This is a genomic window from Pseudomonas sp. EggHat1, assembly GCF_014892995.1.
Lineage (GTDB): Bacteria > Pseudomonadota > Gammaproteobacteria > Pseudomonadales > Pseudomonadaceae > Aquipseudomonas > Aquipseudomonas chaetocerotis.
In genome coordinates this window covers 275,176-299,919 of the sequence record NZ_JACKQK010000004.1, presented here as the reverse complement: position 1 = coordinate 299,919, position 24,744 = coordinate 275,176, and the positions used below count along the sequence as shown (strand labels likewise).

Annotated in this window: 26 protein-coding genes; 17 read left to right on the top strand and 9 right to left on the bottom strand. The window is 62.5% G+C overall.

The features are described 5' to 3' along the window. The first annotated feature begins 85 nt into the window (after positions 1-85). A complete protein-coding gene (locus tag INS93_RS09725; RefSeq protein ID WP_192981304.1) occupies positions 86-967 on the top strand; it encodes a pseudouridine synthase in 882 nt (293 codons plus the stop codon). A 162-nt stretch (positions 968-1,129) separates the two neighbouring features. On the opposite strand, the gene INS93_RS09720 is transcribed toward INS93_RS09725, so the two are convergent. From INS93_RS09720 to INS93_RS09700, 5 genes are all read right to left on the bottom strand, one after another. Next, on the bottom strand, positions 1,130-2,152 hold the full coding sequence (locus INS93_RS09720; protein WP_192981302.1) for an AbrB family transcriptional regulator: 1,023 nt from the start codon (positions 2,150-2,152) through the stop codon (positions 1,130-1,132). Beyond that, positions 2,136-3,656 carry a tripartite tricarboxylate transporter permease gene (locus tag INS93_RS09715; protein ID WP_192981301.1) on the bottom strand — a complete coding sequence of 507 codons (1,521 nt, stop codon included), beginning with the start codon at positions 3,654-3,656 and terminating at the stop codon, positions 2,136-2,138. Before INS93_RS09715 ends, INS93_RS09720 begins: the two co-directional genes overlap by 17 nt. 1 nt (position 3,657) lies before the next feature. Further along, positions 3,658-4,101 (bottom strand): tripartite tricarboxylate transporter TctB family protein, encoded by a 444-nt coding sequence (locus INS93_RS09710; RefSeq protein WP_192981299.1) that lies wholly within the window; start codon positions 4,099-4,101, stop codon positions 3,658-3,660. A gap of 91 nt (positions 4,102-4,192) precedes the next feature. Next, entirely contained in the window at positions 4,193-5,173 is a 981-nt protein-coding gene (locus tag INS93_RS09705; protein ID WP_192981297.1) for a Bug family tripartite tricarboxylate transporter substrate binding protein, read from the bottom strand. Positions 5,174-5,202: 29 nt separating this feature from the next. After that, positions 5,203-6,468 carry an OprD family porin gene (locus INS93_RS09700; RefSeq protein WP_226945451.1) on the bottom strand — a complete coding sequence of 422 codons (1,266 nt, stop codon included), beginning with the start codon at positions 6,466-6,468 and terminating at the stop codon, positions 5,203-5,205. Between the two features lie 268 nt (positions 6,469-6,736). Between INS93_RS09700 and INS93_RS09695 the strand changes: the two genes are divergently transcribed. After that, positions 6,737-7,408, top strand: a complete 672-nt coding sequence (locus INS93_RS09695) for a response regulator (RefSeq protein ID WP_160020500.1) — start codon at positions 6,737-6,739, stop codon at positions 7,406-7,408. After that, positions 7,405-8,802 carry a sensor histidine kinase gene (locus tag INS93_RS09690; RefSeq protein ID WP_192981293.1) on the top strand — a complete coding sequence of 466 codons (1,398 nt, stop codon included), beginning with the start codon at positions 7,405-7,407 and terminating at the stop codon, positions 8,800-8,802. Before INS93_RS09695 ends, INS93_RS09690 begins: the two co-directional genes overlap by 4 nt. Here the strand turns inward: INS93_RS09690 and INS93_RS09685 are convergent. The 3 genes from INS93_RS09685 to INS93_RS09675 all read right to left on the bottom strand — a co-directional run bounded on the left by INS93_RS09685 (position 8,785) and on the right by INS93_RS09675 (position 11,504). Beyond that, positions 8,785-9,540 (bottom strand): substrate-binding periplasmic protein, encoded by a 756-nt coding sequence (locus INS93_RS09685; protein ID WP_192981292.1) that lies wholly within the window; start codon positions 9,538-9,540, stop codon positions 8,785-8,787. The genes INS93_RS09690 and INS93_RS09685 overlap by 18 nt on opposite strands. 139 nt (positions 9,541-9,679) lie before the next feature. Then, a complete protein-coding gene (locus INS93_RS09680; protein WP_074675378.1) occupies positions 9,680-10,516 on the bottom strand; it encodes an HDOD domain-containing protein in 837 nt (278 codons plus the stop codon). A 46-nt stretch (positions 10,517-10,562) separates the two neighbouring features. Beyond that, positions 10,563-11,504, bottom strand: coding sequence for a YgfZ/GcvT domain-containing protein (locus tag INS93_RS09675; RefSeq protein WP_192981291.1), 942 nt, complete (start codon positions 11,502-11,504; stop codon positions 10,563-10,565). A 145-nt stretch (positions 11,505-11,649) separates the two neighbouring features. Here INS93_RS09675 and INS93_RS09670 point away from each other — a divergent pair, with 145 nt between their 5' ends. After that, a complete protein-coding gene (locus INS93_RS09670; protein ID WP_160020496.1) occupies positions 11,650-11,904 on the top strand; it encodes a succinate dehydrogenase assembly factor 2 in 255 nt (84 codons plus the stop codon). Continuing rightward, positions 11,888-12,355, top strand: a complete 468-nt coding sequence (locus INS93_RS09665) for a protein YgfX (RefSeq protein ID WP_192981290.1) — start codon at positions 11,888-11,890, stop codon at positions 12,353-12,355. The genes INS93_RS09670 and INS93_RS09665 overlap by 17 nt, the downstream gene beginning before the upstream one ends. Here INS93_RS09665 and nadB read toward each other — a convergent pair. Beyond that, on the bottom strand, positions 12,309-13,940 hold the full coding sequence (gene nadB, locus INS93_RS09660) for an L-aspartate oxidase (RefSeq protein WP_192981289.1): 1,632 nt from the start codon (positions 13,938-13,940) through the stop codon (positions 12,309-12,311). The genes INS93_RS09665 and nadB overlap by 47 nt on opposite strands. 366 nt (positions 13,941-14,306) lie before the next feature. Here nadB and rpoE point away from each other — a divergent pair, with 366 nt between their 5' ends. The 12 genes from rpoE to pdxJ all read left to right on the top strand — a co-directional run bounded on the left by rpoE (position 14,307) and on the right by pdxJ (position 24,706). Beyond that, complete coding sequence (gene rpoE / locus INS93_RS09655) at positions 14,307-14,888, top strand: RNA polymerase sigma factor RpoE (RefSeq protein ID WP_017677768.1); 582 nt, start codon at positions 14,307-14,309, stop codon at positions 14,886-14,888. 30 nt (positions 14,889-14,918) lie between these two features. Further along, positions 14,919-15,491 (top strand): sigma-E factor negative regulatory protein, encoded by a 573-nt coding sequence (locus INS93_RS09650; protein ID WP_160020493.1) that lies wholly within the window; start codon positions 14,919-14,921, stop codon positions 15,489-15,491. Between the two features lie 15 nt (positions 15,492-15,506). Beyond that, positions 15,507-16,454 (top strand): MucB/RseB C-terminal domain-containing protein, encoded by a 948-nt coding sequence (locus INS93_RS09645; protein ID WP_160020492.1) that lies wholly within the window; start codon positions 15,507-15,509, stop codon positions 16,452-16,454. After that, on the top strand, positions 16,451-16,906 hold the full coding sequence (locus tag INS93_RS09640; protein ID WP_192981288.1) for a SoxR reducing system RseC family protein: 456 nt from the start codon (positions 16,451-16,453) through the stop codon (positions 16,904-16,906). Before INS93_RS09645 ends, INS93_RS09640 begins: the two co-directional genes overlap by 4 nt. A 35-nt stretch (positions 16,907-16,941) precedes the next feature. Beyond that, positions 16,942-18,366 (top strand): DegQ family serine endoprotease, encoded by a 1,425-nt coding sequence (locus INS93_RS09635; RefSeq protein WP_192981287.1) that lies wholly within the window; start codon positions 16,942-16,944, stop codon positions 18,364-18,366. A gap of 149 nt (positions 18,367-18,515) precedes the next feature. Further along, positions 18,516-20,315 (top strand): translation elongation factor 4, encoded by a 1,800-nt coding sequence (gene lepA, locus INS93_RS09630; RefSeq protein ID WP_192981286.1) that lies wholly within the window; start codon positions 18,516-18,518, stop codon positions 20,313-20,315. Positions 20,316-20,321: 6 nt separating this feature from the next. Continuing rightward, positions 20,322-21,176, top strand: a complete 855-nt coding sequence (gene lepB, locus INS93_RS09625; protein WP_192981285.1) for a signal peptidase I — start codon at positions 20,322-20,324, stop codon at positions 21,174-21,176. An 88-nt stretch (positions 21,177-21,264) separates the two neighbouring features. Continuing rightward, a complete protein-coding gene (locus tag INS93_RS09620) occupies positions 21,265-21,642 on the top strand; it encodes a DUF4845 domain-containing protein (protein WP_093049217.1) in 378 nt (125 codons plus the stop codon). Further along, the gene (gene rnc, locus INS93_RS09615) at positions 21,639-22,328 is read left to right on the top strand and encodes a ribonuclease III (RefSeq protein ID WP_160020488.1); all 690 of its coding nucleotides are present in this window, start codon (positions 21,639-21,641) and stop codon (positions 22,326-22,328) included. Before INS93_RS09620 ends, rnc begins: the two co-directional genes overlap by 4 nt. Then, positions 22,321-23,220, top strand: coding sequence for a GTPase Era (gene era / locus INS93_RS09610; RefSeq protein WP_017677759.1), 900 nt, complete (start codon positions 22,321-22,323; stop codon positions 23,218-23,220). The genes rnc and era overlap by 8 nt, the downstream gene beginning before the upstream one ends. A gap of 57 nt (positions 23,221-23,277) precedes the next feature. Continuing rightward, positions 23,278-23,967: a DNA repair protein RecO gene (gene recO, locus INS93_RS09605; RefSeq protein WP_192981283.1), complete on the top strand. Its 690-nt coding sequence runs from the start codon at positions 23,278-23,280 to the stop codon at positions 23,965-23,967. Further along, positions 23,960-24,706, top strand: a complete 747-nt coding sequence (pdxJ, locus tag INS93_RS09600; RefSeq protein ID WP_160020485.1) for a pyridoxine 5'-phosphate synthase — start codon at positions 23,960-23,962, stop codon at positions 24,704-24,706. Before recO ends, pdxJ begins: the two co-directional genes overlap by 8 nt. The last annotated feature ends 38 nt before the right edge of the window (positions 24,707-24,744 follow it).

Below are 24,744 nucleotides of genomic sequence, written 5' to 3'. Positions count from 1 at the left end.
GCCGTCGCGGTATGCCCTTGCTTTGACTGAGTACTGCGAGTGCGGCCTAATGCGCCGGTCCAGAACTGACCGAGCACCTTCTGCAATGCCCAGCCCCGTCATGCGCCCCAGCACGCTTCATTTGCCCCAGGGCGACTGGGCGACAGTGCTCGATTGCCTGTGCGATCACTTTCCCGCTATCGACCGCTCCGTCTGGTTGCAGCGCATGGCGCGCGGTCGGGTGCTGGATGCGGCTGGCACGCCCATCGACGCCACGCATCCCTATCGGGCCGGGCTCAAGGTGCGTTACTTCCGTGAAGTGCCGAACGAGACGCCAATTCCAGTCGTCGAACAGGTGTTGTGGCAGGACGAGCACCTGCTGGTCGCCGACAAACCTCACTTTCTGCCGGTGATGCCGGCCGGTGAGTACGTCGAGCAGACGCTGCTGGCGCGCCTGATCGAGCGCTCCGGCAATCCCGAACTGGTGCCGATTCACCGCATTGACCGATTGACCGCCGGCCTGGTGCTGTTCTCGGTCGCCCCAAATAGTCGCGGTCTGTACCAGGCGCTGTTTCGCCAGCGTGCGGTGGAGAAACGCTACGAGGCCATTGCTCCCGCGCTGCCGCAGCTGCAGTTTCCCCATGTGCATCGCTCGCGCATGGTGGAAGGCGAGCCGTTCTTTCGCATGCAGGAAGTGGCGGGCGAGGCCAACAGCGAGACGCGCATCGAGGTGCTGGAGCGTCGTGGCGAGTTGTGGCGCTATGGGCTTTCGCCGGTGACGGGCAGGAAGCATCAGTTGCGCGTGCATCTGGCCGGGCTTGGCGCGCCTATCGTCGGCGACGATTTCTATCCCGAGCTGCACGAGAGTCGCAACCAGCCGGACGATTACGCCAAGCCACTCAAGCTGCTGGCGCGCGGCCTGCGTTTCGTCGATCCGCTCAGCGGCCAGCTGCGCGAGTTCGAGAGCGGATTGCAGTTGCAGTGGTAGCTTCAGGTCGTGGGAGGGGCTTCAGCCGCGAGCTTTTCGCCGCTACGACTGCATGGATGCAGTCGCGTAGGGCGTACTCGCGAAGCAGTACGCCGCAGTGGCTCGCAGTCCAACCGGCGGACGGTTGGCTGGCGCTCCGAGCGGTCGGCGTTCCGATCCGCCCTACGCGTGGCGCTTGCACCAGAGCTTGAATAAGGGCTCTGCCAGGAACATCACCAGAAACAGCCGTAGCACCTGCAATGCAGTGACCAGCGCAACCGATAGCTGCAAGGCTTCGGCGGTCAGGCACAGCTCGGTAATGCCGCCTGGCATCATGCCCAGCATCAGCGACAGGTGGTCTTCGCCGGCCAGCCAGCCAAGGGCTTCGCCGAGCACGGCAGCGGCGAGCATCGCCAGCAGGGTGAAGGCCAGCACACGGGCGAGAAAACCCGGCGCGCTGCGGAAGAAGGCACGGTCGAAGTGACAGCCCAGGGCGCAACCAATCAGCCACTGGCCGAGCTGGCCGAGGCCTTGCGGCAGGCCCAGATGCAGATCGAAACTGGCGCTGGCAACGGCGCAGGCGGTCAGTGGGCCGAGCATCCAGGGATTGGGTTGTTTCAGGCGGCCCCAGAGCATCGCCAGCACCGCGCCAGCTGCCAGCAGGCCGATCAGCCAGGTCCAGTCCACCGGCGCGCGAGTCGGGGCGCTGACGGCGGGCAGGCCCCAGGTGAACAGCGCCGGAATCAGCAGCACCACCAGTAGCAGACGCAGGCTGTGCGCCGCCGCCACGCGCGCGGGTTGGGCATCGTGACGCAGGGCCAGGTTGACCATCTCGCTGGCGCCGCCAGGCATGCTGGCGAAGAAAGCGGTAGCGCGGTCGACGCCGGCACGGCGCAGGATAGCGATGCCGATCAGACTCAGAAGCAGCGTGCCGAGGGCGCCCATCACGATCACGGGCAAGTGGCTGAGCACCTGTTCCAGCACGTCGCTGGTGAAGTGCAGGCCGATGCCGCTGGCCACCAGCCATTGGCCGGCCTTGCGCCCGCCCGGCAGTTCACTGAAGGCGCGATTGCTCAGGCAGCGCACGACGATTACCGCCAGCAAGGAGCCGACCATCCACGGCAAAGGCCAGCCGGCGAGGCTGGCCAGGTAACCGCCGACCGCTCCGGCCAGCGGTGTTACCCAGAGGTCACGCGGCAGAGGCATCAGCCTGAGCCTTGATCTGCTTGCGTCGACGCATCCAGCGGATGCCCGGCAGGGCCAGCATCAGTACGACAAGTGCCCACAGTACCAGGGTGATCGGGCTGCCCCAGAGGATGCCCAGGTCGCCAGCGGAGATCGACAGGGCGCGACGCAGGTTGTCCTCCATCATTTCGCCCAGCACGAAGCCGAGGATCACCGCCGAGAGCGGGAAGTCCAACTTGCGCAGGATGTAGCCGAACACACCCAGACCGATCATCAGCACCAGGTCGAAGGTGGTGCTGTGCACCGCATAGACACCGACCATGCTGATCACGGTGATGGCGGGTACCAGCACCCAGTTCGGCACGCTGAGCATGCGCGAGAACAGGCCGACCAGCGGGATGTTCATCACCAGCAGGATGACGTTACCGATGAACAGCGAGGCGATCAGGCCCCAGACCACGTCTGGCTGCTGCTCGAACAGCAACGGGCCAGGGGTGATGTTGTACAGCGTCAGTGCGCCGATCATCACCGCGGTAGTGCCCGAACCGGGTACGCCGAGGGTCAGCATCGGGATCAGCGAGCCGCAGGCCGAGGCGTTGTTGGCCGACTCGGGAGCGGCCAGGCCGCGCAAGTCGCCCTCGCCGAACTTACCGCTTTCACCGGCCAGGCGCTTTTCGGTCATGTAGGTCATGGCGCTGGCGATGGTCGCACCGGCGCCAGGCAGTACGCCAATGACGAAACCGGCGACCGAGCTGCGAATCATGGTCCAGAAGGTGAAGCAGTATTCCTTGAAGTTGAACAGCACACGACCGCTGGCCTTCACCGCCTTCTGGCCGTTGTGGGTGTTTTCCAGCATCAGCAGAATCTCGCTGACACTGAAGAAGCCGATGACCACGATGACGAACTGGATGCCGTCGGACAGACTGACGCTGTCGAAGGTGAAGCGGTAGACCCCTGTGGTGGAGTCCACCCCGACCGTGGCCAGGGCCAGGCCGATCAGCGCCGAGAGCAGGGTCTTGACCGGCTTGTCGCCGACCATGCCGCCGAGGCAGGCAATCGCGAAGATCATCAGCACGAAGTACTCGGCAGGACCGAATGCCACCGCCCATTTCGCCAGGATCGGCGCGAACAGCACCACGCCGCAGGTGGCGATCATGCTGCCGGTGAAGGAGCTGACTGCAGACAGCGACAAGGCGATACCCGCCTTGCCCTGACGTGCCAGTGGGTAGCCGTCGAGAGTGGTCATCACGGCGGCTGCGTCGCCGGGAACGTTGAGCAGGATGGCGGAAATACGTCCGCCGTACTCGCAGCCCAGGTACACGGCGGCGAGCAGAATCAGTGCGGTTTCCGGCGGCAGGCCAAGGGCGAAGGCCAGCGGCAGCAGCAGGGCGACGCCGTTGATCGGGCCCAGGCCTGGTAACAGGCCGACGATGGTGCCAACGAAGGCACCGAACAGTGCAACCAGCAGGTTGGTCGGCCGCGTGGCGACGTCAAAGCCCTGCATCAGAAAATGTAAAGTTTCCATCTCAGCTCTCCACCAACGCTTCGAACACGCCCAGTGGCAGCGGAACGTCTAGCGCGTAATCGAACAAGGCATACAGCAGCACGCCCATCAGGACGCCGCTAATCAGGCACGGCAGCGCACGACCCGTGAACAGCAAGCCCAGGACGAAGGTGGCCAGTGCGGTGCTGAGGACGAAGCCCAGGGGCTCGAAGAGCAGGGCGTAGGCCAGCAGCGTGAGGATGCACAGGCCGCTGCGCAGCAGTGCCTGGCGGGTGAGTTTCTCGGTGTCCGCGCCTGGCTTGAACACCAACCAGGCAGCACCAGCGCCCATCAGAGCCAGCAGTAACAACGGATAGGCACGAGGACCAACCGGGTCATAGGCAAAGGGAGCCTGGAAGCCCCAGGCGATGACGGCGAGGCAGGCGCACAACAGCAGCCAGATCGCAGCGAACAGGCGAACGTACATAGCAATGGTCTCTTGCGTAGGGACAGGATCGAACTGCAGTGCAGTTCAATTGCGGGCTCGGCATCGGGCGACGCCGAACCCGCTGATGCACTTATTCCTGCATCAGGCCGAATTCACCGGCCAGGGTCTTGTACTCAGCGACCTGCTTGAACACCAGGGCCTTGAGTTCATCACCGGTGACTGCCAGCGGCAGCAGGTCACGTTGTTCACGCAGCTTGGCGAAGTCTTCGCTGGCCAGCAGGGTGTCGAACTGCTGTTTCCACCAGTCGAACTGCTCGTCGCTGACTTCCGGGCCCATGTAGAAGCCACGGATCACCGGCCAGGTGATGTCGTAGCCCTGCTCCTTGGCAGTCGGGATTTCGGCCAGCTTGCCCGGCAGGCGTTCATCGGAGAGCACCGCGAGAATGCGCACTTTTTTCGCTTCCAGCTGCGGGGTGACTTCACCGAGGCCGCTACTGGTGACCTGCACGTGGCCGCCAAGCATCGCGGTGAGGGTCTCACCGCCGCCTTCGAAGGCGACATAACGCAGGTTTTTCGGGTCGATCCCGGCCAGGCGGGCGATCAGCGCGGTCTGCATCCAGTCCTGCCCACCGATGGTGGCGCCGGCGCCGAAGACGATGCTGGATGGATCTTTTTTCAGAGCCTGGACCAGGTCATCGAGGTTCTTATAGGGAGAGTCGTCGCGTACGGTGATTGCGCCGTAGTCGGTACCGACGGCGGCCAGCCAGCGTACGGCGTTCTCGTCATAACGACCGAACTTGCCCTGGGCCAGGTTCAGCAGCGAACCGCTGGAAAATGCGGTGATGGTGCCTGGGTCCTTGGCACGCTGGGCGACCACGGCGTTATAGGCCACGGCGCCGACGCCGCCCGGCATGTAGGTGACGCGCATCGGTGCCTTGAGCAGACCTTCATCCTTGAGGCCGCTCTGGGCCAGCTTGCAGGTCAGGTCGAAACCACCACCGGGCTTGGCCGGGGCGATGCATTCGGGGCGCTTGGGTTCGGCAGCCAGCAACTGACTGGCAAAGGCCAGGCAGGCAGTCGCCAGTGCGGCGCGGGTCAGGACAGATTTCATGAGTGATTCCTCGCGAGTCTTGTTGTTGTTTACCAGATCGGCAGGGTGTAGCCGACGATGACACGGTTCTCGTCCGCGTCGCGGGCGAAGTCGGAGCGGAAACTGGCGTTGCGCACACGTACGTAGAGGTCCTTGAGTGGGCCGGTCTGCACCACGTACTTGAACTCGATGTCGCGTTCCCATTCGCCGCCACGGTCATCTGAGCCGGCCACACGGGCGTCATCGCCACGGATGTAGCGGGTCATGAAGGTCAGGCCGGGCACGCCGATGCTGGCGAAGTTGTAATCGTAGCGGGCCTGCCAGGAGCGCTCGTCGGCGTTGGCGAAATCGTTGATCTGCACGAAGTTGACCAAAAACGGATCGCTGCCATCGATGTAGGCAAAGCCGGTGTCGCCGCTCATGTCCTGGAAGCCCAGGCCGAACTTGTGGCTACCCAGACCGTAGCTGACCATGGCGTTGAAGGCCTGGTTGTCGACCTTGCCGGCGTTGGCCGCGCCGCTGTCACGACTGACGATATAGCGTACGTCGCTGCTCAGGGTGCCGGCACCGACCTTGTGGCTGCTCAGCAGGCCGAAGAAATGCTGGCGATAGATGTCATCCAGATCGGCAAAGTAGTAACGGCCGGTGAAACCGGGAGCGAACTTGTAGTCGACGCCGGCCAGGTCGAGGTGGTCGGCTTCGACGCCGGAGGCGAAGCGGCGGTTCTTGGCGTTGAGCAGCATCTCTTCGGAGTTGGTCGAAGCGCGGTCGATGACCTTGTCCAGGCGGCCACCGGTGAAGGTCAGGCCTTCCAGTTCGGAGGAGGTCAGCAGGCCGCCTTCGAATACCTGCGGCAGCAGGCGGCTGTCACTGGCCTTGACCACCGGCAGTTCCGGCACGTGCGAGCCGTAGCGCAGTTCGGTGGCAGAGACCTTGACCTTGCCCGTCAGGCCCAGGCGGCTGAATTCGTCGGCAGAGCGGCCATCGTCGTGGACGGGGAGCAGATCGGTGCCGGTGCGACCGCGACCGGAGTCGAGCTTGAGGCCGAGCAGACCCATGGCGTCGACACCGAAACCGACGGTTCCCTCGGTGAAACCGGACTGCAGATCGAGGCGAAAGCCCTGGCCCCACTCTTCACGTTTGTTCTGGCCTTCGAACTGGCGGAAGTCGCGGTTCAGGTAGATGTTGGTAGCGGTGAGGCTGGCGCTGCTGTCTTCGATGAAGGCGGCGTTGGCGAGGGGGGCAGCGCCGGTGGCGGCGATGGCCAGGCAGAGCAGGCGGACAGGCGGCAGGGCCTGGCGTGAGGCTGCGAGCATCATGTGGTCTCCGTTTTTGTTCTTGTCGCGACCTGGCACCACTGCCAGGTCACTTGAGCAGGTGGATCGAGCCACCTTGAAGCGATGCTATGAGGGCAAGCTTTCACTAGGCTTTCATGAACGAAAGATTTTCGTCGCGCTCTGTTGTTGCGTTGTGGCAGGTCACGCCAGGCAGCAAACAGATGCTGCTTTGGCATTTGAGCAATTCACAGCAGCCGTGACGGCGCTAAACTGCGCGCCTTTAACGATGCTGCAGTCGGAGGTGGCGGTGCGGATTCTGCTGGTCGAAGACCATCCGCAATTGGCGGAAAGCGTGGCCCAGGCGCTCAACGGTGCAGGCTGGACTGTGGACGTGCTGCACGATGGCGTCGCGGCTGACCTTGCGCTGTGCAGCGAAGAGTACGCCCTGGCGATTCTCGACATCGGGTTGCCTCGTCTGGACGGCTTTGCCGTGTTGGCGCGCCTGCGTGACCGCGGCCAGACGTTGCCGGTGCTGATGCTGACCGCACGTGGCGAGGTCAAGGATCGTGTACATGGTCTCAATCTGGGTGCCGATGACTACCTGGCCAAACCTTTCGAACTGACCGAGCTCGAAGCCCGGGTCAAGGCACTGCTGCGGCGCAGCATGCTCGGCGGCGAGCAGTTGCAGCGCTGTGGCGACCTGGTCTACGACCTCGGTGCGCGTCGTTTCAGCCTCAATGGCGAGGCGCTCAGCCTGACAGCTCGGGAACAGGCGGTGCTGGAGGCGATGATCGCCAGGCCGGGCAGGGTGATGAGCAAGGAGCAACTGGCGGCGCAGGTGTTCGGTCTGGACGAGGACGCCAGCCCGGATGCCATCGAAATCTACATTCACCGCCTGCGCAAGAAGCTCGAGGGCAGCGCCGTACGCATCGTCACCTTCCGTGGCCTTGGCTACTTGCTGGAAGCGGTCGAGGCATGAGTCGTGGCGTCAGTCTGCGCGGGCGTCTGCTGCGGCGCCTGGCGCTGCTGCTGTCGCTGATCCTGCTGCTGAGCAGCTTCAGTGCCTACTGGAGTGCGCGCCGTGCAGCCGACACCGCCTATGACCGCACGTTGCTGGCTTCGGCGCGGGCGGTGGCCGATGGTCTGTACGCGGAGGACGGTCGGCTGCGCGCCAATATTCCCTACGTCGCGCTGGACACCTTCGCCTACGACAGCGCCGGGCGCATCTACTATCAGGTGCTTGATCTGCAGGGTAATCAGGTCTCGGGTTATGAGGACCTGCCACCCGCGCCGCCGGGTACGCCGCGTACTGACGATTATCCGGCGCTGGCGCACTTCTACGACGCCGAGTACCGCAGGCAGGGCGTGCGTGTTGTCAGCCTGCTGCAGCCGGTCAGCGAACCGCAGCTCAATGGCATCGCTGAGATCCGTGTGGCAGAGACCCAGGGCGCGCGCGAGCGCATGGCCCGTGAGCTGCTGATCGGCACCTTGTGGCGCATGGGGTTGCTCTCAGTCAGTGCGCTGCTGCTGGTGTGGTTGGCCGTGAACCTGGCCTTGCGACCACTGGAGGCGCTGCGCCGGGAAGTGGCCGAAAGGGCCAGCGACGACCTGCAGCCACTGCCGGACAGCGGTCTGCCGCGCGAGGTGCTACCGCTGGTGGAGGCGTTGAACCAGTTCAACGAGCGGTTGCGCGGTCTGTTCGAACGGCAGTCGCAGTTCATAGCCGATGCCGCCCATGAGTTGCGCACGCCGCTGGCAGCGCTGAAAGCGCGGATCACCCTGGGCTTGCGTGCCGAACAGCCCGAGGAATGGCGCAGCACTCTTGAACAGGTGGCGCAGCAAGGTGATCGCCTGACTTCGCTGGCCAATCAACTGCTGTCCCTGGCGCGTATCGAGAGTGGTGCGCGAGCCATTACCGAAGGCGGCGCCCAACGTATCGACCTCAGCCAACTGGCGCGTGAACTGGGTCTGGCCATGGCGCCACTGGCTCACGCCCGTGGTGTCGCACTGGCGCTGGAGGCCGATCAGCCGGTGTGGATCGATGGCGAGCCCACGTTGCTCAACGAGTTGCTGAACAACCTGCTGGATAACGCGTTGGCGCATACGCCAGCCGGTGGCAACCTGATCATCCGTGTACTGGCGCCGGTGGTGCTGGAGGTCGAGGATGACGGTCCGGGCATTCCCGAGGCCGAGCATGAGAAAGTCTTCGAGCGTTTCTACCGGCGCAGCAGCCTGGGTAATGGTGCAGGCCTGGGACTGGCCATCGTTGGCGAAATCTGCCGCGCCCATCAGGCTCGAATCAGCCTGCATCAGGCGCACCCGCATGGCCTGCGCGTGCGTGTCGAATTTCCGCTGTCAGTGGCTGAGGCTTAGCGGCTGCTGAATCTCAAGCAGGTACTGGGAAATCTTGCCGCTGTCGCGCAATTGATTCAGGCCACGATTGAAGCGCTGCATCAGCTCGGCATTGCCCGGTACCTCTCGCGACAGCAGCAGATGCAGGCTGTCGCTGCGCAGGGGCTTGCGATGAAAGCTCAGGCGCTGGCGTTCGGCGGCGCTGAATTTCTGATAGAGCAGGTCGAAGCCCACCACCTTGTCCACAGGAAACAGATCGACCCTTCCGGCCAGCAACTGACGCAAGCCCTGTTCATCACCGGTCAGGCGCGCCACCTCGAGTTCACCGGCGGCTTCGGCGCGTTCAAAGGCTTCGCCGTAGTCATAGCCACGAGTGCCGGCAATGCGCAGGCCGCGCAGATCCTCGACATCGTTCCAGTCAAACGCATGGTTCTTGCGATGAAACAGGTAGTAGCCACTTTCGACCACCGGCTCGCTGATGTGAAAGCGCTGTTCACGTTCGGGGTTGGCAAGCCAGACGGCGCTGCCGTCGCGCCGGCCCTGTTCGGCCATTTTCAGCGAGCGTGCCCAGGGGTGAAATTCCCACTGCACTTCGACGCCCTGCAGCGCGAACGCCTCGGCGACGATGCGTGAGGCCACGCCATGGTAGGGCAGGGTTTCACCGAGATAGGGCGGCCATTCGCCGTTGGTCAGACGTACCTGTTCGGCAGCCTGGGCGCTGCCGAGCAACAGGACGAGCAGGACGAATACGTAACGCATGGCTCTACTTCCTCGAGCGAGTCGTTCGAGTGTAGAGGCATTTTGTGATCTACATCCTTGTAGATCACCCTTCGGGCCGTCGCGCAGCGACGTCAAAAATTGCTCCCGACAATTTTTTGCCGTCCGTGGCGAGATGCTTTTATTGCAGCATGCTCATGGCCGCTTCCATGGCGGCGGAGAGGTCTTCGTCGGCCTGCATGTCGACCTGCGGGTCAAGGCCGAGCTTGGCGAACGCCGGCACCTTGCTCCAGTCCAGCTGGGTGTAGGGGTGCTCGCTGCCCAGGTAGCTCTGCAGCGTGGCGACCTGGACGATATCGACGTAATCGACCTTGGCCGAGTCGCGCGTGAAGTCCAGGTACTGGCTCGGCACGATGGCGATAGGCTCGGGGAACTCCCAGGTGCGTAGGATCTTGTCGCCGATGATCGGGTGAATCTGCTCGATCACGTGGTTGAGGCTGATGGAGTCGGCCAGCAGTTCGTTGTGCTCTTCGGCGTAGGTGAGGATCGGCAGCACACCGATCTGGTGCACCAGGCCAGCTAGCGTGGCCTGGTCCGGCATCAGGCGGGTGTAGTGACGGCACAGCACGTGACAGATACCAGCGATCTCGGTGCTTTTGTTCCATACCTCGCGCATCTTGCGATCGACCACGTCGCTGGTGGCCTGGAACATCTGCTCCATGGCCAGGCCTGTGGCCAGGTTGCAGGTGTAGTTGATGCCCAGGCGGCTGACGGCCATCTGCAGGTCGGTGATTTCCTTGTTGCTGCGCAGCAGCGGGCTGTTGACCACCTTGATGATGCGCGCGGTGAGGGCAGCGTCGTTGCCGATTACCTTGCTGATCTGCGGGATGCCGATATCCGGGTCTTCCGCTGCTTCACGCACACGCAATGCCACCTCGGGCAGTGTAGGCAGCACCAGCTCATCGTTCTCGATGGCGTGGATCAGTTCCTGTTGGACTTTTTCGGCAAGCTTGCTCATGAAATGGCTCTCTTAGGCAATCCGATACGGTGCCGGGGAAGTTTAGTCAGCGCTGGATTTCCAGATTGGCGTCCAGCTGATAAGGCAGATCGAGCAGGGTCAGTGTCGGGCCTTCACTGCTGCCGAGATGAATGCGGCCGTCGTTCACGGCGTCTTCCTGCAACACGGCGAGCAGCTCGATGGCGTCGCCGGCTTGGGCCGCCAGCACCACTTCGCCAACGCTGGAGCCATGCACCGGTGAGAACAATTCGACGCCGACGACCGGTAGCTCTGCAGCGACCAGCCGCAGGCGCTGCAGGCGGCGCTTGAGCTTGCCCAGGTACTGCATGCGCGCGACGATTTCCTGGCCGGTGTAGCAGCCTTTCTTGAAGCTCACACCGCCCAGGGCTTGCAGGTTGATCATCTGCGGGATGAACAGCTCACGTGTGGCGCCGAACACCTGGCCCACGCCCGCCCGTACCTGGGCCAGTAACCAGTCGTTCAGTGGCGCCTGCGGCAGCTGGGCGGCCAAGCGGGCTTGCAGCTTTTGCGCGTCCTCTGCTGGCGCCCAGAGTTCGGCGCGGCCATCGCTCAGGCGTACGGCGAGCAGTTGGCCGGCGCTGGCCAGGGAATCACTGGCGGTGCCCAACTGCAGATCGAGCTCGCTCAGCACTGCATCGGCGCCCGCCAGACCAAAGCGGACCCAGGCGGCGCTTTCGTCGCTGAGCCTGGATTTGGAGAACACTGCATATTTCTGCAGATCGGCCTGCTGCGACTCGATCAGCTCGCGCGCCATGGCCAGCAGGTAGCCGTCTTCCACCGGGACGATGCGAAAGCTCGACAGCATGCGGCCCTTGGGCGTGCAGCGAGCGCCAAGGCTGGACTGGCTGGCACTGAGGTAATTGAGATTGCAGGTCACTTGGCCCTGCAGGAACTTGGCTGCGTCCGCGCCGCGTACTGCGAGCAGGCCTTCGTGATCGAGGAGTGTGAAGTAAGCGCTATCGGCCATGGTGCAAATCGAATCACTGAATAAAGGTCAGGGCCCTCATCATAGTGGGCGGGGAGGGGCCTTGTCAGCGCAATTGCGCAGCGTCTCGGTGAACAGCGAGGCAATTCATCGTTATACTGCCGCCCTCGTTCGAGGAGTCCGTTGCATGGTTGAGCAAAGTGAACTGAATCGCCTGTTCTGGCATAGCCGCCGGGGTATGTTGGAACTGGACGTGCTGCTGGTGCCTTTCGTCAGGGAGGTGTACCCGAGCCTGGATGCCGAGAACCAGGCGCGCTACCGCAAGCTGCTGGAGTGCGAGGATCAGGACATGTTCGGCTGGTTCATGCAGCGCGGCGAACCCGATGATGCCGACCTGCGCCACATCGTGCGAATGATCCTGGACCGTGTCCAACCCAAGTGATGTCTTCGAGTGCCGTTGGCGGCCATCGCGCTGGCTGCTGAGGCTCTATCTGTCGGTCCTGGCGCTGGCCTTGCTGGCGCCGTGGCTGGCCGACATTCCCATCTGGTCAAAGCTGCTGTCACTCGCGGTGTGCCTGGCACATGCGGCCTGGGTGCTGCCGCGACATGTCCTGTTGACTGCGCCGCAGGCCATCACCGGGTTGCGCCGTGATGGATTCGGCTGGCATCTATACAGTGCTGCAGCTGGCTGGCAGGCGGTGCAGCTGCGCCGTGACAGTCTGGCGTTACCCCTGGCGGTAGTGCTGCGCTATCGCCTGCCAGGCCAGCGTTTCAGTCGCGGGCTGTGCATTGCCCGCGATATGCTGGCGCCCGAGCAGCATCGGCGCCTGCGTTTGCGCCTGAAGTTCAGCCGGCGGCGCTGGGCTGAGCCTGGGACGGCGGCGTCAGAATAGTATCGCGGGCTTCTGCCAACTGCTCGGGATAGTCGAGGGTGTAATGCAGCCCGCGGCTTTCATGGCGCTGCATGGCCGAGCTGATCATCAGCTCGGCGACCAGTGCGAGGTTGCGCAGCTCGATCAGGTCGCGACTGACCTTGTAGTTCGAATAGAACTCGTCGATCTCGTCCAGCAGCAGGCGCACGCGGTGCTGTGCACGCTGCAGGCGTTTGTTGGTGCGTACGATGCCGACGTAGTCCCACATGAAGCGGCGCAGCTCATCCCAGTTGTGGGCGATGATCACGTCCTCGTCTGAGTCGGTCACCTGGCTGGCGTCCCAGCCCGGCAGGTTGGCGGGCATGTCGATGGCGTCCAGCTGCCCGGTGATATCGGCGCAGGCCGAACGCGCATAGACGAAGCATTCGAGCAGCGAATTGCTGGCCATGCGGTTGGCGCCGTGCAGGCCGGTGAAGCTGGTTTCGCCGATGGCATAGAGGCCAGGAACGTCAGTGCGACCATGCTGATCGACCACCACGCCGCCGCAGGTGTAATGCGCCGCCGGTACGACCGGAATGGCCTGCTTGGTGATGTCGATGCCAAAGCCCAGGCAGCGTTCGTAGACGGTGGGGAAGTGACTCTTGATGAACTCGGCCGGCTTGTGACTGATGTCCAGGTATACACAGTCGACACCCAGGCGCTTCATTTCATGGTCGATGGCGCGGGCAACGATATCGCGCGGCGCCAGCTCGGCGCGCTCATCGAAACGCTGCATGAAGCGTTCGCCATTGGGCAGCTTGAGCAGGCCGCCTTCGCCGCGAACGGCTTCGGTGATCAGGAAGCTCTTGGCCTGCGGGTGATACAGGCAGGTAGGGTGGAACTGGTTGAACTCCAGATTGCCGACGCGACAGCCAGCACGCCAGGCCATGGCGATGCCGTCGCCACAGGCACCATCCGGGTTGCTGGTATAGAGGTAGACCTTGGCCGCGCCGCCGGTGGCGAGAATCACGAAGCGCGCGCTGAAGGTATCCACTTCACCGCGATCACGATCCAGTACGTAAGCGCCCAGGCAGCGCTCGCCAACCAGGCCGAGCTTGCGTTCGGTGATCAGGTCGACGGCGACGCGCTGCTCCAGCAGTTCGATGTTCGGGCGTTGCCGGGCCTGTTCCAGCAGGGTGTTGAAAATTGCAGCGCCAGTTGCGTCGGCAGCGTGGATGATGCGTCGATGGCTGTGGCCGCCCTCGCGGGTCAGGTGGAACTCGAAGCCGCCATCCTCTCGCGCGGTTTCATCGTCCCGGGTGAAGGGGACGCCCTGGTCGATCAGCCACTGGATGGCCTCGCGGCTGTGTTCTACGGTGAAGCGCACGGCGTCTTCGCTGCACAGGCCTGCACCGGCATTGAGGGTGTCGGCGACGTGGGATTCGACCGTGTCGGTATCGTCCAGAACGGCTGCCACGCCACCTTGCGCCCAGTAGGTCGAGCCATTGGCCAGCTTGCCTTTGCTCAATACTGCGATGCGCAGATGGGAAGGCAGGGTGAGGGCGAGTGTCAGGCCAGCGGCGCCGCTGCCGATGACCAGAACATCGTGCTGCAAGTGTAGGCTCATGTCCGAGTTCCGCGTGAAAGCGAGCCCTAGTATATAGAGAGGGGCATCGGCACAATAGGTGGCTTATGACCGACCACGGTGCTCGGGAACTTTCTTAGTCATTAAGGTTCCATAGAGGGTCGCCCATATAAGGGAGAGCGCTTGCGCGTGCCTGCATCTGAAGTCAGCGGAGGATGTGGAAATGAGCGGCGATAAGATTATTTGCGCGAGCGGAAAGGTTTCGCTCGCGCCATTCCAGGCAGAGGGAAGAAAACTCTGCGGGAAGCTTGCTTGGAGGGGAGAACTTTTGCGTAAGACCCGAGTCTATCTTGGCAAGCTGATTCGCTTACGGGCGCAAACCTCCTTCGAGCGTTACGAGGAGAGTGCATGCTAACCCAGGAAGATGATCAGCAGCTGGTCGAGCGAGTGCAGCGTGGTGACAAGCGTGCCTTCGATCTGTTGGTGTTGAAGTATCAGCACAAGATCCTCGGTCTGATCGTGCGATTCGTGCACGACACCCACGAGGCTCAGGATGTCGCTCAGGAGGCTTTCGTAAAAGCCTATCGAGCGCTTGGAAACTTTCGCGGTGACAGCGCGTTCTATACATGGCTGTACCGCATCGCCATCAACACGGCGAAGAATTATCTGGTGTCCCGCGGTCGGCGGCCGCCGGATAGTGATGTCAGTAGCGATGACGCGGAGTTCTATGACGGCGACCACGGCCTCAAGGACATCGAGTCACCGGAACGGGCATTGCTGCGCGACGAGATCGAAGCCACCGTGCATCGAACCATCGCCCAGTTGCCGGATGATTTGCGCACGGCCCTGACCCTGCGTGAGTTCGAAGGCTTGAGTTACGAGGACATTGCCGGCGTCATGCAGTGTCCGGTAGGTACGGTGCGTTCGCGGATCTTCCGTGCGCGTGAGGCAATTGATAAGTCCCTGCAGCCTCTGTTGCAGGAAACCTAAGGCAGCGGCGACAGCCAAGAGAGGAACACCATGAGTCGTGAAACCCTGCAGGAATCGCTGTCCGCGGTGATGGATAACGAAGCGGACGAACTGGAACTGCGGCGTGTGCTCACAGCCAGCGAGAATGGCGAGCTGCGCGGCACCTGGTCGCGTTACCAGATCGCCCGTGCAGCCATGCATCGTGAGCTGTTGGTGCCGCAACTGGACATTGCATCTGCGGTTTCCGCGGCGCTGGCCGACGAAGCTGCCCCGGCACGCAAGACGCCGATCTGGCGTAGTGTCGGGCGTGTAGCCGTGGCGGCTTCGGTGACCGTTGCAGTGCTGGCGGGTGTGCGCTTCTACAATCAGGATGACCTGAGTGGCGCTCAACTGGCCCAGCAGGAAGCTTCTCCGGTACTCTCGGTGCCGCAGGTGCAAGGTCCTGCGCTGCTCGCTGGCTACAACAGCAGCGAGGAAACCGGTGAGCCAGCCGAGGTGGGTACCGCCAGCTGGCATGAGCAGCGCTTGCCGAGCTACTTGCGTCAACATGCGCAAGAAGCCGTGATGGGTACCGGTGAAACCGCTCTGCCTTATGCTCGTGCTGCAAGTCTGGAAAACCGCTAAGCGCTAAGGAGTCACATGCGCGCGATTCCCCTCTATCTTCTCGGTGGTCTGCTGGCGTTGCCGGTTCAGGCCACCGAGGTGCAAGACTTGCTCGGGCGCCTCGCTGCGGCAGAGCGCCAGCAAAGCTTCCAGGGCACGTTCATCTATGAGCGCAATGGGAGTTTTTCCACTCATGCCGTGTGGCATCGGGTAGAGGAGGGGGGCGAAGTCCGCGAGCGCCTTCTGCAGCTCGATGGGCCTGCCCAGGAGGTGCTGAAAGTCGATGGTCAGGCTCAGTGCGTCAGTGGCTCGTTGGCCGACCAGGTCAGTGAGGGGCAGGCCTGGCCTGCTCGGCAGTTGGATGCCGAACAACTGAACAGTTGGTATGACATCCGTGTGGCTGGTCATTCGCGCATCGCCAATCGTCCGGCCGTCGTGCTGGTGTTGGCGCCCAAGGACCAGCATCGCTACGGCTTCGAATTGCATCTGGATCGTGAGACCGGTCTGCCGTTGAAATCCTTGTTGTTGAACGAGCGCGGCCAGCTTCTGGAGCGTTTCCAGTTCGCTCAGCTGGATACGTCGGTACCTACTGAAAATGCCATGCAGCCGAGTTCGAGCTGCAGGCCGGTTCGTTTCCGCGCTGCCGACAGCATGGCCGAAGGTAGCTGGCGATCCGACTGGTTGCCGCCGGGCTTTACCCTGACCACTGCGCAGGTGCGCCGCGAGCCCACCGCCGATGACTCCGTCACCTACCTGATGTACGGCGATGGGCTGGCGCGATTCTCGGTTTTTCTCGAACCGCTGAAAGGTCGCGCCGTCGAGGACGCGCGCAGTCAGCTGGGCCCGACCGTCGCCGTTTCGCGGCGGATGAGTACCGATGCAGGTGACGTGATGGTGACCGTGGTCGGTGAGATTCCTCTGGGAACTGCCGAACGCATCGCCCTGTCCATGCGCGCCGGAGTGCCTGAACAGGCTAGCCAATGATCGAGGAGCAGGGGCGTGTAGTGGCGCTCGAGCCCGGCGCTGTCTGGGTCGAGACACTGCGCAAGAGCACCTGCTCCAGTTGTTCGTTCAATGCCGCCTGTGGTCAGGGCTTGATGGAACGTCTCGGTGTAGGCCGGCAGCGCGGCTATGTGCGTGCGCTCAGTCAAAAGCAACTGGCGATTGGCGATAGCGTGATCATCGGTGTGCGTGAGGATCTGCTGGTGCGCAGTTCTCTGCTGGTTTATCTGCTTCCACTCCTGGGGCTGTTCGCCGCTGCGCTGCTGGCGGATGGTCTGGGTCTTTCCGAGCCTCTGGTGATCCTGGCTGGCCTCAGTGGCCTGTTCGCCAGTTGGCTGATAGTTCGTTGGCGCGCCGCTCGCGTCGCCGAGAACCCCTCTTTGCAGCCCGTTGTCCTACGTACGCTGCTGGTCACTGTGCCAGCGGCCGATTAAGAGTGTCCGAGTTTTACATGGGGAGTCGTAGTTCGATGAGAAAACTCAAGTCCATTGCGCCGTTGTTGGCGGTTGCCTTGCTCTGGGGGCAAAGTCTGTTGGCTCAGGCCAGCCTGCCTGATTTCACCGATCTGGTAGAGGAGGCCTCGCCTGCGGTGGTCAATATCAGTACCCGCCAGAAGATGCCCGAACGCGCCGTTGCCGGGCAGCCGGGCTTGCCTGATCTGGAAGGTCTGCCGCCGATGTTCCGTGAGTTCTTCGAGCGCAGCATCCCGCAGGTTCCGCGTAACCCGGGTGGTCGCCAGCGCGAAGCGCAGTCGCTGGGCTCCGGGTTCATCATCTCGCCGGACGGCTACATCATGACCAACAATCATGTGGTCGCCGATGCCGACGAGATCATCGTGCGTCTGTCCGATCGCAGCGAGCTGGAAGCCAAACTGATTGGTGCCGATCCGCGCAGCGACGTCGCGCTGCTCAAGGTCGAGGGCAAGGACCTGCCTGTGGTGCGTCTGGGTAAGGCTGATGATCTGAAGGTTGGCGAGTGGGTGCTGGCTATCGGTTCGCCGTTCGGCTTCGATCACTCGGTGACGGCAGGGATCGTCAGCGCCAAGGGGCGCAACCTGCCAAGCGACAGCTACGTGCCGTTCATCCAGACCGATGTGGCAATCAACCCGGGTAACTCCGGCGGCCCGTTGTTCAACCTGCAGGGTGAGGTAGTGGGCATCAACTCACAGATCTTCACCCGTTCCGGCGGTTTCATGGGACTGTCCTTTGCCATCCCGATGGAAGTGGCCATGCAGGTGGCCGATCAACTCAAGGCTGATGGCAAGGTGACCCGCGGCTGGCTTGGCGTGGTGATTCAGGAAGTGAACAAGGATCTGGCCGAGTCCTTCGGTCTGGACAAGCCGGCTGGCGCGCTGGTCGCGCAGGTGCTGGAAGATGGTCCGGCGGACAAGGGCGGCCTGCAGGTGGGGGACGTGATCCTCAGCCTCAATGGCAAGCCGATCATCATGTCGGCTGATCTGCCGCACCTGGTCGGCGGCCTGAAGCCGGGTGAGAAAGCCGAGATGGATGTCGTGCGTGATGGCTCGCGCAAGAAGCTCAACGTCACCGTCGGCACGTTGCCGGAGGAGGGCCAGGAACTGGCGTCGTCCGGTTCGGCGCAGGGTGGTGAGCGCAGCAACAACCGCCTGGGCGTCACGGTGGTGGAGCTGACCGCCGAGCAGAAGAAAGGCCTCGACCTCAAGGGTGGGGTCGTGGTCAAGGAAGTGCTCAATGGTCCTGCGGCCATGATTGGTCTGCGGCCCGGTGACGTGATCACGCACCTGAACAATCAGGCCACTGACTCCACCAGCGCCTTCGCTCAGGTGGCGCAGGAGCTGCCGAAGAATCGTTCGGTGTCGATGCGGGTGCTTCGTCAGGGGCGTGCCAGCTTCATCACCTTCAAGCTGGCCGAGTAATCCAGGCACGTTGAGGAGGGCGCTTTCGGGCGCCCTTCTTCGTATCTGCACCAGCGCTGTGCAGGCGTGACGCGGTCGCGAGGGATCGGGTACAATCTGCGGCTATTTTCGGCAAGCGTCTTGCCCGTGCCTTCTTTGAGTGTTGATCTGTGAGTGACCTGAGTCATATCCGCAATTTTTCCATCATTGCCCACATTGACCACGGCAAGTCCACCCTGGCTGACCGTTTCATCCAGATGTGCGGCGGTCTCACCGCCCGTGAAATGGAGGCTCAGGTCCTGGACTCCATGGATCTGGAGCGTGAGCGCGGCATCACCATCAAGGCCCACAGCGTCACGCTGCACTACAAGGCGCAGGACGGCAAAACCTATCAGCTGAACTTCATCGACACGCCCGGCCACGTCGACTTCACCTACGAAGTCTCGCGTTCGCTGGCGGCGTGCGAAGGTGCGCTGCTGGTGGTCGATGCCGGGCAGGGTGTCGAGGCGCAGTCCGTTGCCAACTGCTACACCGCTATCGAGCAGGGCCTCGAGGTCATGCCGGTACTGAACAAGATGGACTTGCCGCAGGCCGATCCTGACCGCGTCAAGGACGAGATCGAGAAGATCATCGGCATCGACGCCACCGACGCCGTGGCCTGCAGCGCCAAGAGCGGCATGGGTGTGGACGAGGTGCTCGAGCGCCTGGTGCACACGATTCCTGCGCCGACGGGTGATATCGACGCACCGCTGCAGGCGCTGATCATCGACTCCTGGTTCGACAACTACCTGGGTGTGGTCTCGCTGGTACGTGTGCGTCATGGCCGAGTGAAGAAGGGCGACAAGATTCTGGTCAAGTCCACCGGCAAGGTGCACCTGGTCGACAGCGTCGGTGTATTCACCCCGAAGCACACCGCCACCGCTGACCTCAAGGCTGGTGAAGTAGGCTTTATCATCGCCAGCATCAAGGATATTCACGGTGCGCCGGTGGGTGACACCCTGACATTGTCCTCGACCCCCGAGGTCGAAGTGCTGCCGGGCTTCAAGAAAATCCAGCCGCAGGTCTATGCCGGCTTGTTCCCGGTCAGCTCCGACGACTTCGAGGATTTCCGCGACGCCCTGCAGAAACTGACGCTCAACGATTCGTCGCTGCAGTACGCGCCGGAAAGCTCCGATGCGCTGGGTTTCGGCTTCCGCTGCGGCTTCCTCGGCATGCTGCACATGGAGATCATCCAGGAGCGCCTGGAGCGCGAGTACGACCTCGACCTGATCACCACCGCACCGAGCGTGATCTACGAGCTGGAACTCAAGACCGGCGAAACCATCGTCGTAGACAACCCCTCCAAGCTGCCGGACGTTTCTGCGGTCACCGATTTCCGCGAGCCGATCGTCAATGCGACCATCCTGGTGCCGCAGGAGCATCTGGGTAACGTCATCACTCTGTGCATCGAGAAGCGCGGTGTGCAGCGCGACATGCAGTTCCTCGGTAGTCAGGTGCAAGTGCGCTACGACATGCCGATGAACGAAGTGGTGCTGGACTTCTTCGACAAGCTCAAGTCCACCAGTCGAGGCTATGCCTCGCTCGACTATCATTTCGAACGCTACCAGTCTGCCAATCTGGTCAAGCTGGATGTGCTGATCAACGGTGACAAGGTCGATGCCCTGGCATTGATCGTGCACCGCGACAACGCGGCCTACAAGGGCCGTGCGTTGACCGAGAAGATGAAGGAACTGATTCCACGGCAGATGTTCGATGTGGCGATCCAGGCGGCCATTGGCGGCCAGATCATCGCGCGGACCACTGTCAAGGCGCTCAGAAAGAACGTACTGGCCAAGTGTTACGGTGGCGACGTGAGCCGTAAGAAAAAGCTGCTGGAGAAGCAGAAGGCCGGTAAGAAACGCATGAAGCAGGTCGGCAACGTGGAAATTCCACAAGAAGCCTTCCTTGCCGTGCTCAGGTTGGATAGCTAAGGCTCTATGTCGATCAATTTCCCGCTCCTGTTGGTTATCGCGGTTGCCGTTTGCGGCTTCCTGGCCCTGATCGATCTGATCCTGCTGGCTCCGCGCCGCCGTGCGGCGATTGCGGCGTACCAGGGGCGGGTCGACGACCCCGACGACAGGGTGCTGGAGCGCCTGAACAAGGAGCCCTTGCTCGTCGAGTACGGCAAATCCTTTTTCCCGGTGCTGGCTATCGTGCTGGTGCTGCGCTCGTTTCTGGTCGAGCCGTTCCAGATTCCTTCCGGGTCGATGAAGCCGACCCTGGAAGTGGGCGATTTCATCCTGGTCAACAAGTTCGCTTACGGCATTCGCCTGCCGGTGATCGACGAGAAGATCATCGAGGTAGATAACCCGCAGCGCGGCGATGTGATGGTGTTTCGCTACCCCAGCGATCCGAGCATCAACTACATCAAGCGCGTGGTTGGTCTTCCGGGTGATCGTATCGAGTACACCCAGGGCAAGCGCTTGTTGATCAATGGTGAGCCGGTGGCCGAGAAGCTGATCGGCGAAGAAGCGGGTAGCCTGGGCAGTGCGATGCTCTACCAGGAGCGCCTCGGTCAGGTCGAACACACCATTCGCAAGGAAATGACCCGCATGCGCCGCGAGCCTGGCGGCCAATGGGTGGTGCCACAAGGGCACTACTTCATGATGGGCGACAACCGTGACAACTCCAACGACAGCCGTTACTGGCGTGATCGTCATATCCCTCAGGAGCTGTGGGGCATGGTTCCGGACGATCATATCGTCGGCAAGGCCTTCGCCATCTGGATGAGCTGGCCGGAGCCCAAGACCAGCAATCTGCCCAATTTCTCTCGGGTCGGCCTGATTCATTGAGCACTGGCGCGCTGTTCAATACAGCGCCGCAGGCTATAAATAGTCTAGCCGCCAGGCTTTCCAACAAGACCGTTCATTGGGGATACACATGACTTTCGCGCGCTCGCAGCAGGGGCTTTCCATTCTGGGTTGGCTGATGGTTCTGGCCGTGGTGGCATTCTTCGCCAGCACAGCGTTCAAGATGTTGCCGCACTACATGGACTACATGTCCATGGAGAAGATCATTACTTCGGTGGAAACCGACAAGGCGTCGGATGTGCGCACCGTTGGTGAGTTTTACAACCATGTGAGCAAGGGCATGCAGGTCAACAACATTCGTGACCTGAATCTGCGTGATGTGCTCAAGGTGACGCAGGAGAACAATGAATTCCGCGCCCACCTCAAATATGAAAAACGCGAGCCACTGATCGAGAACCTCGATCTGGTGGTGAATTTCGACAAAGAATTTCGTGTACGGATGCCGTGAGTCCAAATCTGTCCCGCCTCGAGCGCAAGCTCGGCTATAGCTTCAAGGACCAGGACCTGATGGTCCTGGCCCTGACCCATCGCAGTTTCGCCGGCCGCAACAATGAGCGGCTGGAATTTCTCGGTGATGCCATCCTCAATTTCGTAGCCGGTGAAGCGCTGTTCGAGCGCTTCCCGCAAGCCCGCGAAGGCCAGCTATCGCGCTTGCGCGCACGCCTGGTCAAGGGCGAGACGCTGGCCGTGCTGGCGCGCGGTTTCGAGCTGGGCGAATACCTGCGCCTGGGCTCCGGTGAGCTGAAAAGCGGCGGGTTTCGTCGCGAGTCGATCCTGGCCGATGCCCTGGAGGCGCTGATTGGCGCCATCTATCTGGACACCGGTATGGATGCAGCACGCGAGCGCGTGCTGGACTGGCTGACCGGCGAGCTGGACGGCCTGACCCTGGTCGACACCAACAAGGATCCGAAAACACGCCTGCAGGAGTTCCTGCAATCGCGTGCCTGCGAGCTGCCTCGTTACGAGGTGGTGGACGTACAGGGTGAGCCGCACTGCCGTACCTTCATGGTCGAGTGCCAGGTTTCCCTGCTCAATGAAAAGACCCTGGGCCAGGGCGGCAGCCGGCGTATCGCCGAGCAGGTCGCTGCGGCTGCGGCGCTGATCGCCCTCGGGGTGGAGAATGGTAATGACTGATGCACCTGTGACCCGTTGCGGCTACGTCGCCATCGTCGGCCGGCCCAACGTGGGCAAGTCGACGCTGCTCAACCACATCCTCGGGCAGAAGCTGGCGATCACCTCGCGCAAACCGCAGACCACCCGCCACAACATGCTCGGGATCAAGACCGAGGGCGAGGTTCAGGCTGTCTATGTCGATACCCCGGGGCTGCACAAGAACAACGAGAAGGCACTCAACCGCTACATGAATCGCAGCGCCAGCACAGCGCTGAAGGACGTTGACGTCGTGGTGTTCGTGGTCGACCGCATGCGCTGGACCGACGAAGACCAACTGGTGCTGGAGAAGGTGCAGCACGTCAAATGCCCGATCCTGCTGGCGGTGAACAAATCCGACCGCCTGGAAGACAAGAGCGAACTGCTGCCGCACCTGGGCTGGCTGGCCGAGCAATTGCCGCAGGCCGAGATCGTGCCGATCTCCGCGCTGCAGGGGCAGAACCTCGATACCCTGGAGAAGCTGGTGGGCGAGCGCCTGCCGGAGTCCGAGCATTTCTATCCGGAAGACCAGATCACCGACCGCTCCAGCCGTTTCCTGGCTGCCGAGCTGATCCGCGAGAAGATCATGCGTCAGCTCGGTGCCGAGCTGCCGTACCAGATCACCGTGGAGATCGAGGAGTTCAAGCAGGAAGGCCGCATTCTGCATATCCACGGCCTGATCCTGGTGGAACGTGACGGACAGAAGAAGATCATCATCGGCGACAAGGGCGAGCGCATCAAACGCATCGGTCAGGAAGCGCGCAAGGACATGGAAACCATGTTCGACTCCAAGGTGATGCTCAATCTCTGGGTCAAGGTCAAAGGTGGCTGGTCCGACGACGAGCGCGCCCTGCGCTCGCTGGGTTACCTGGATTGATCGGGGCGCCATGCGCATCCTTGTCGTTGCTCATGGCGCATTCTGGCGGTTACCCACATGATTCCTGCCGCCTACGTTCTGCATAGCCGTCCGTACAAGGAAAGCAGCGCCCTGGTGGATTTCTTCACCGCTCAGGGGCGCGTGCGTGCCGTACTGCGCGCCGCTCGCGGCAAGATCGGCAGCATTGCCCGGCCTTTTGCGCCGCTGGAGCTGGAACTGCGTGGGCGCGGCGAGCTGAAGACTGTCGGCCGCCTGGAAAGCGCCGGTATTCCGCTGCTGTTGACGGGCGAGGCACTGTTCTCTGGGCTCTATCTCAACGAACTGCTGATCCGCCTGCTACCGGCCGAAGATCCGCACCCCGTGATGCTCGAACACTACGGTCTGACCTTGCAGGCACTGGCTGCTGGTCGGGCGCTGGAACCGCTGCTGCGCGCGTTCGAATGGCGCCTGCTGGACGAGCTGGGCTATGGTTTCGCCCTGGATCGTGACCAGCACGACCAACCCATCGATCCAACGGCACTTTACCGCTGGCAGCAGGACATCGGCCTGGTGCCGGTGGTACAACTGCAACCCGGTGTGTTCCAGGGCAGCGAGCTGCTGGCCATGGCCGAAGCTGACTGGCAAACGCCCGGCGCGCTGGCTGCCGCCAAGCGCCTGATGCGCCAGGCGCTGGCACCCCATCTCGGCGGCAGGCCCCTGGTCAGCCGCGAACTTTTCATGACGCTCAAGGAGTCCAAGCGTGACTGAGGCCAATCGTATTCTGCTCGGCGTGAACATCGACCACGTCGCCACCCTGCGCCAGGCTCGCGGTACGCGTTACCCGGACCCGGTCAAGGCTGCGCTGGACGCCGAAGAAGCCGGTGCCGATGGCATCACCGTGCACCTGCGTGAAGATCGCCGTCATATCCAGGATCGCGATGTGCGCGTGCTGGCCGACGTGCTGCAGACGCGGATGAACTTCGAAATGGGCGTCACCGATTTCATGCTCGGTTTCGCCGAGCAGATCCGCCCGTCGCACGTGTGTCTGGTGCCGGAAACCCGTCAGGAGTTGACCACCGAAGGCGGCCTGGACGTGGCCGGGCAGGAAGCGCGTATCGCCGCAGCGGTCGAGCGTCTGACCCTGGCGGGCTGCGAGGTGTCGTTGTTCATCGACGCCGAGGAGCGGCAGATCGAAGCGGCCATGCGTGTCGGTGCGCCGGTCATCGAACTGCACACCGGTCGTTACGCCGATGCCCATACGGCGGAAGAAGCTGCGCATGAGCTGTCGCGCATTCGTGATGGCGTCATCTGCGGTCTGAACCACGGGTTGATCGTCAACGCCGGCCACGGCCTGCATTACCACAATGCCGAAGCCGTGGCGGCGATTCCCGGCGTCAACGAACTGAACATCGGCCACGCCATCGTCGCTCATGCCCTGTTCGTCGGCTTCAAGCAGGCAGTCGCCGAGATGAAAGCGCTGATCGTCGCGGCTGCCTACCGCGGCTAGGGTACTTTGTGGGAGGGGCTTCAGCCGCGACTTTCGAT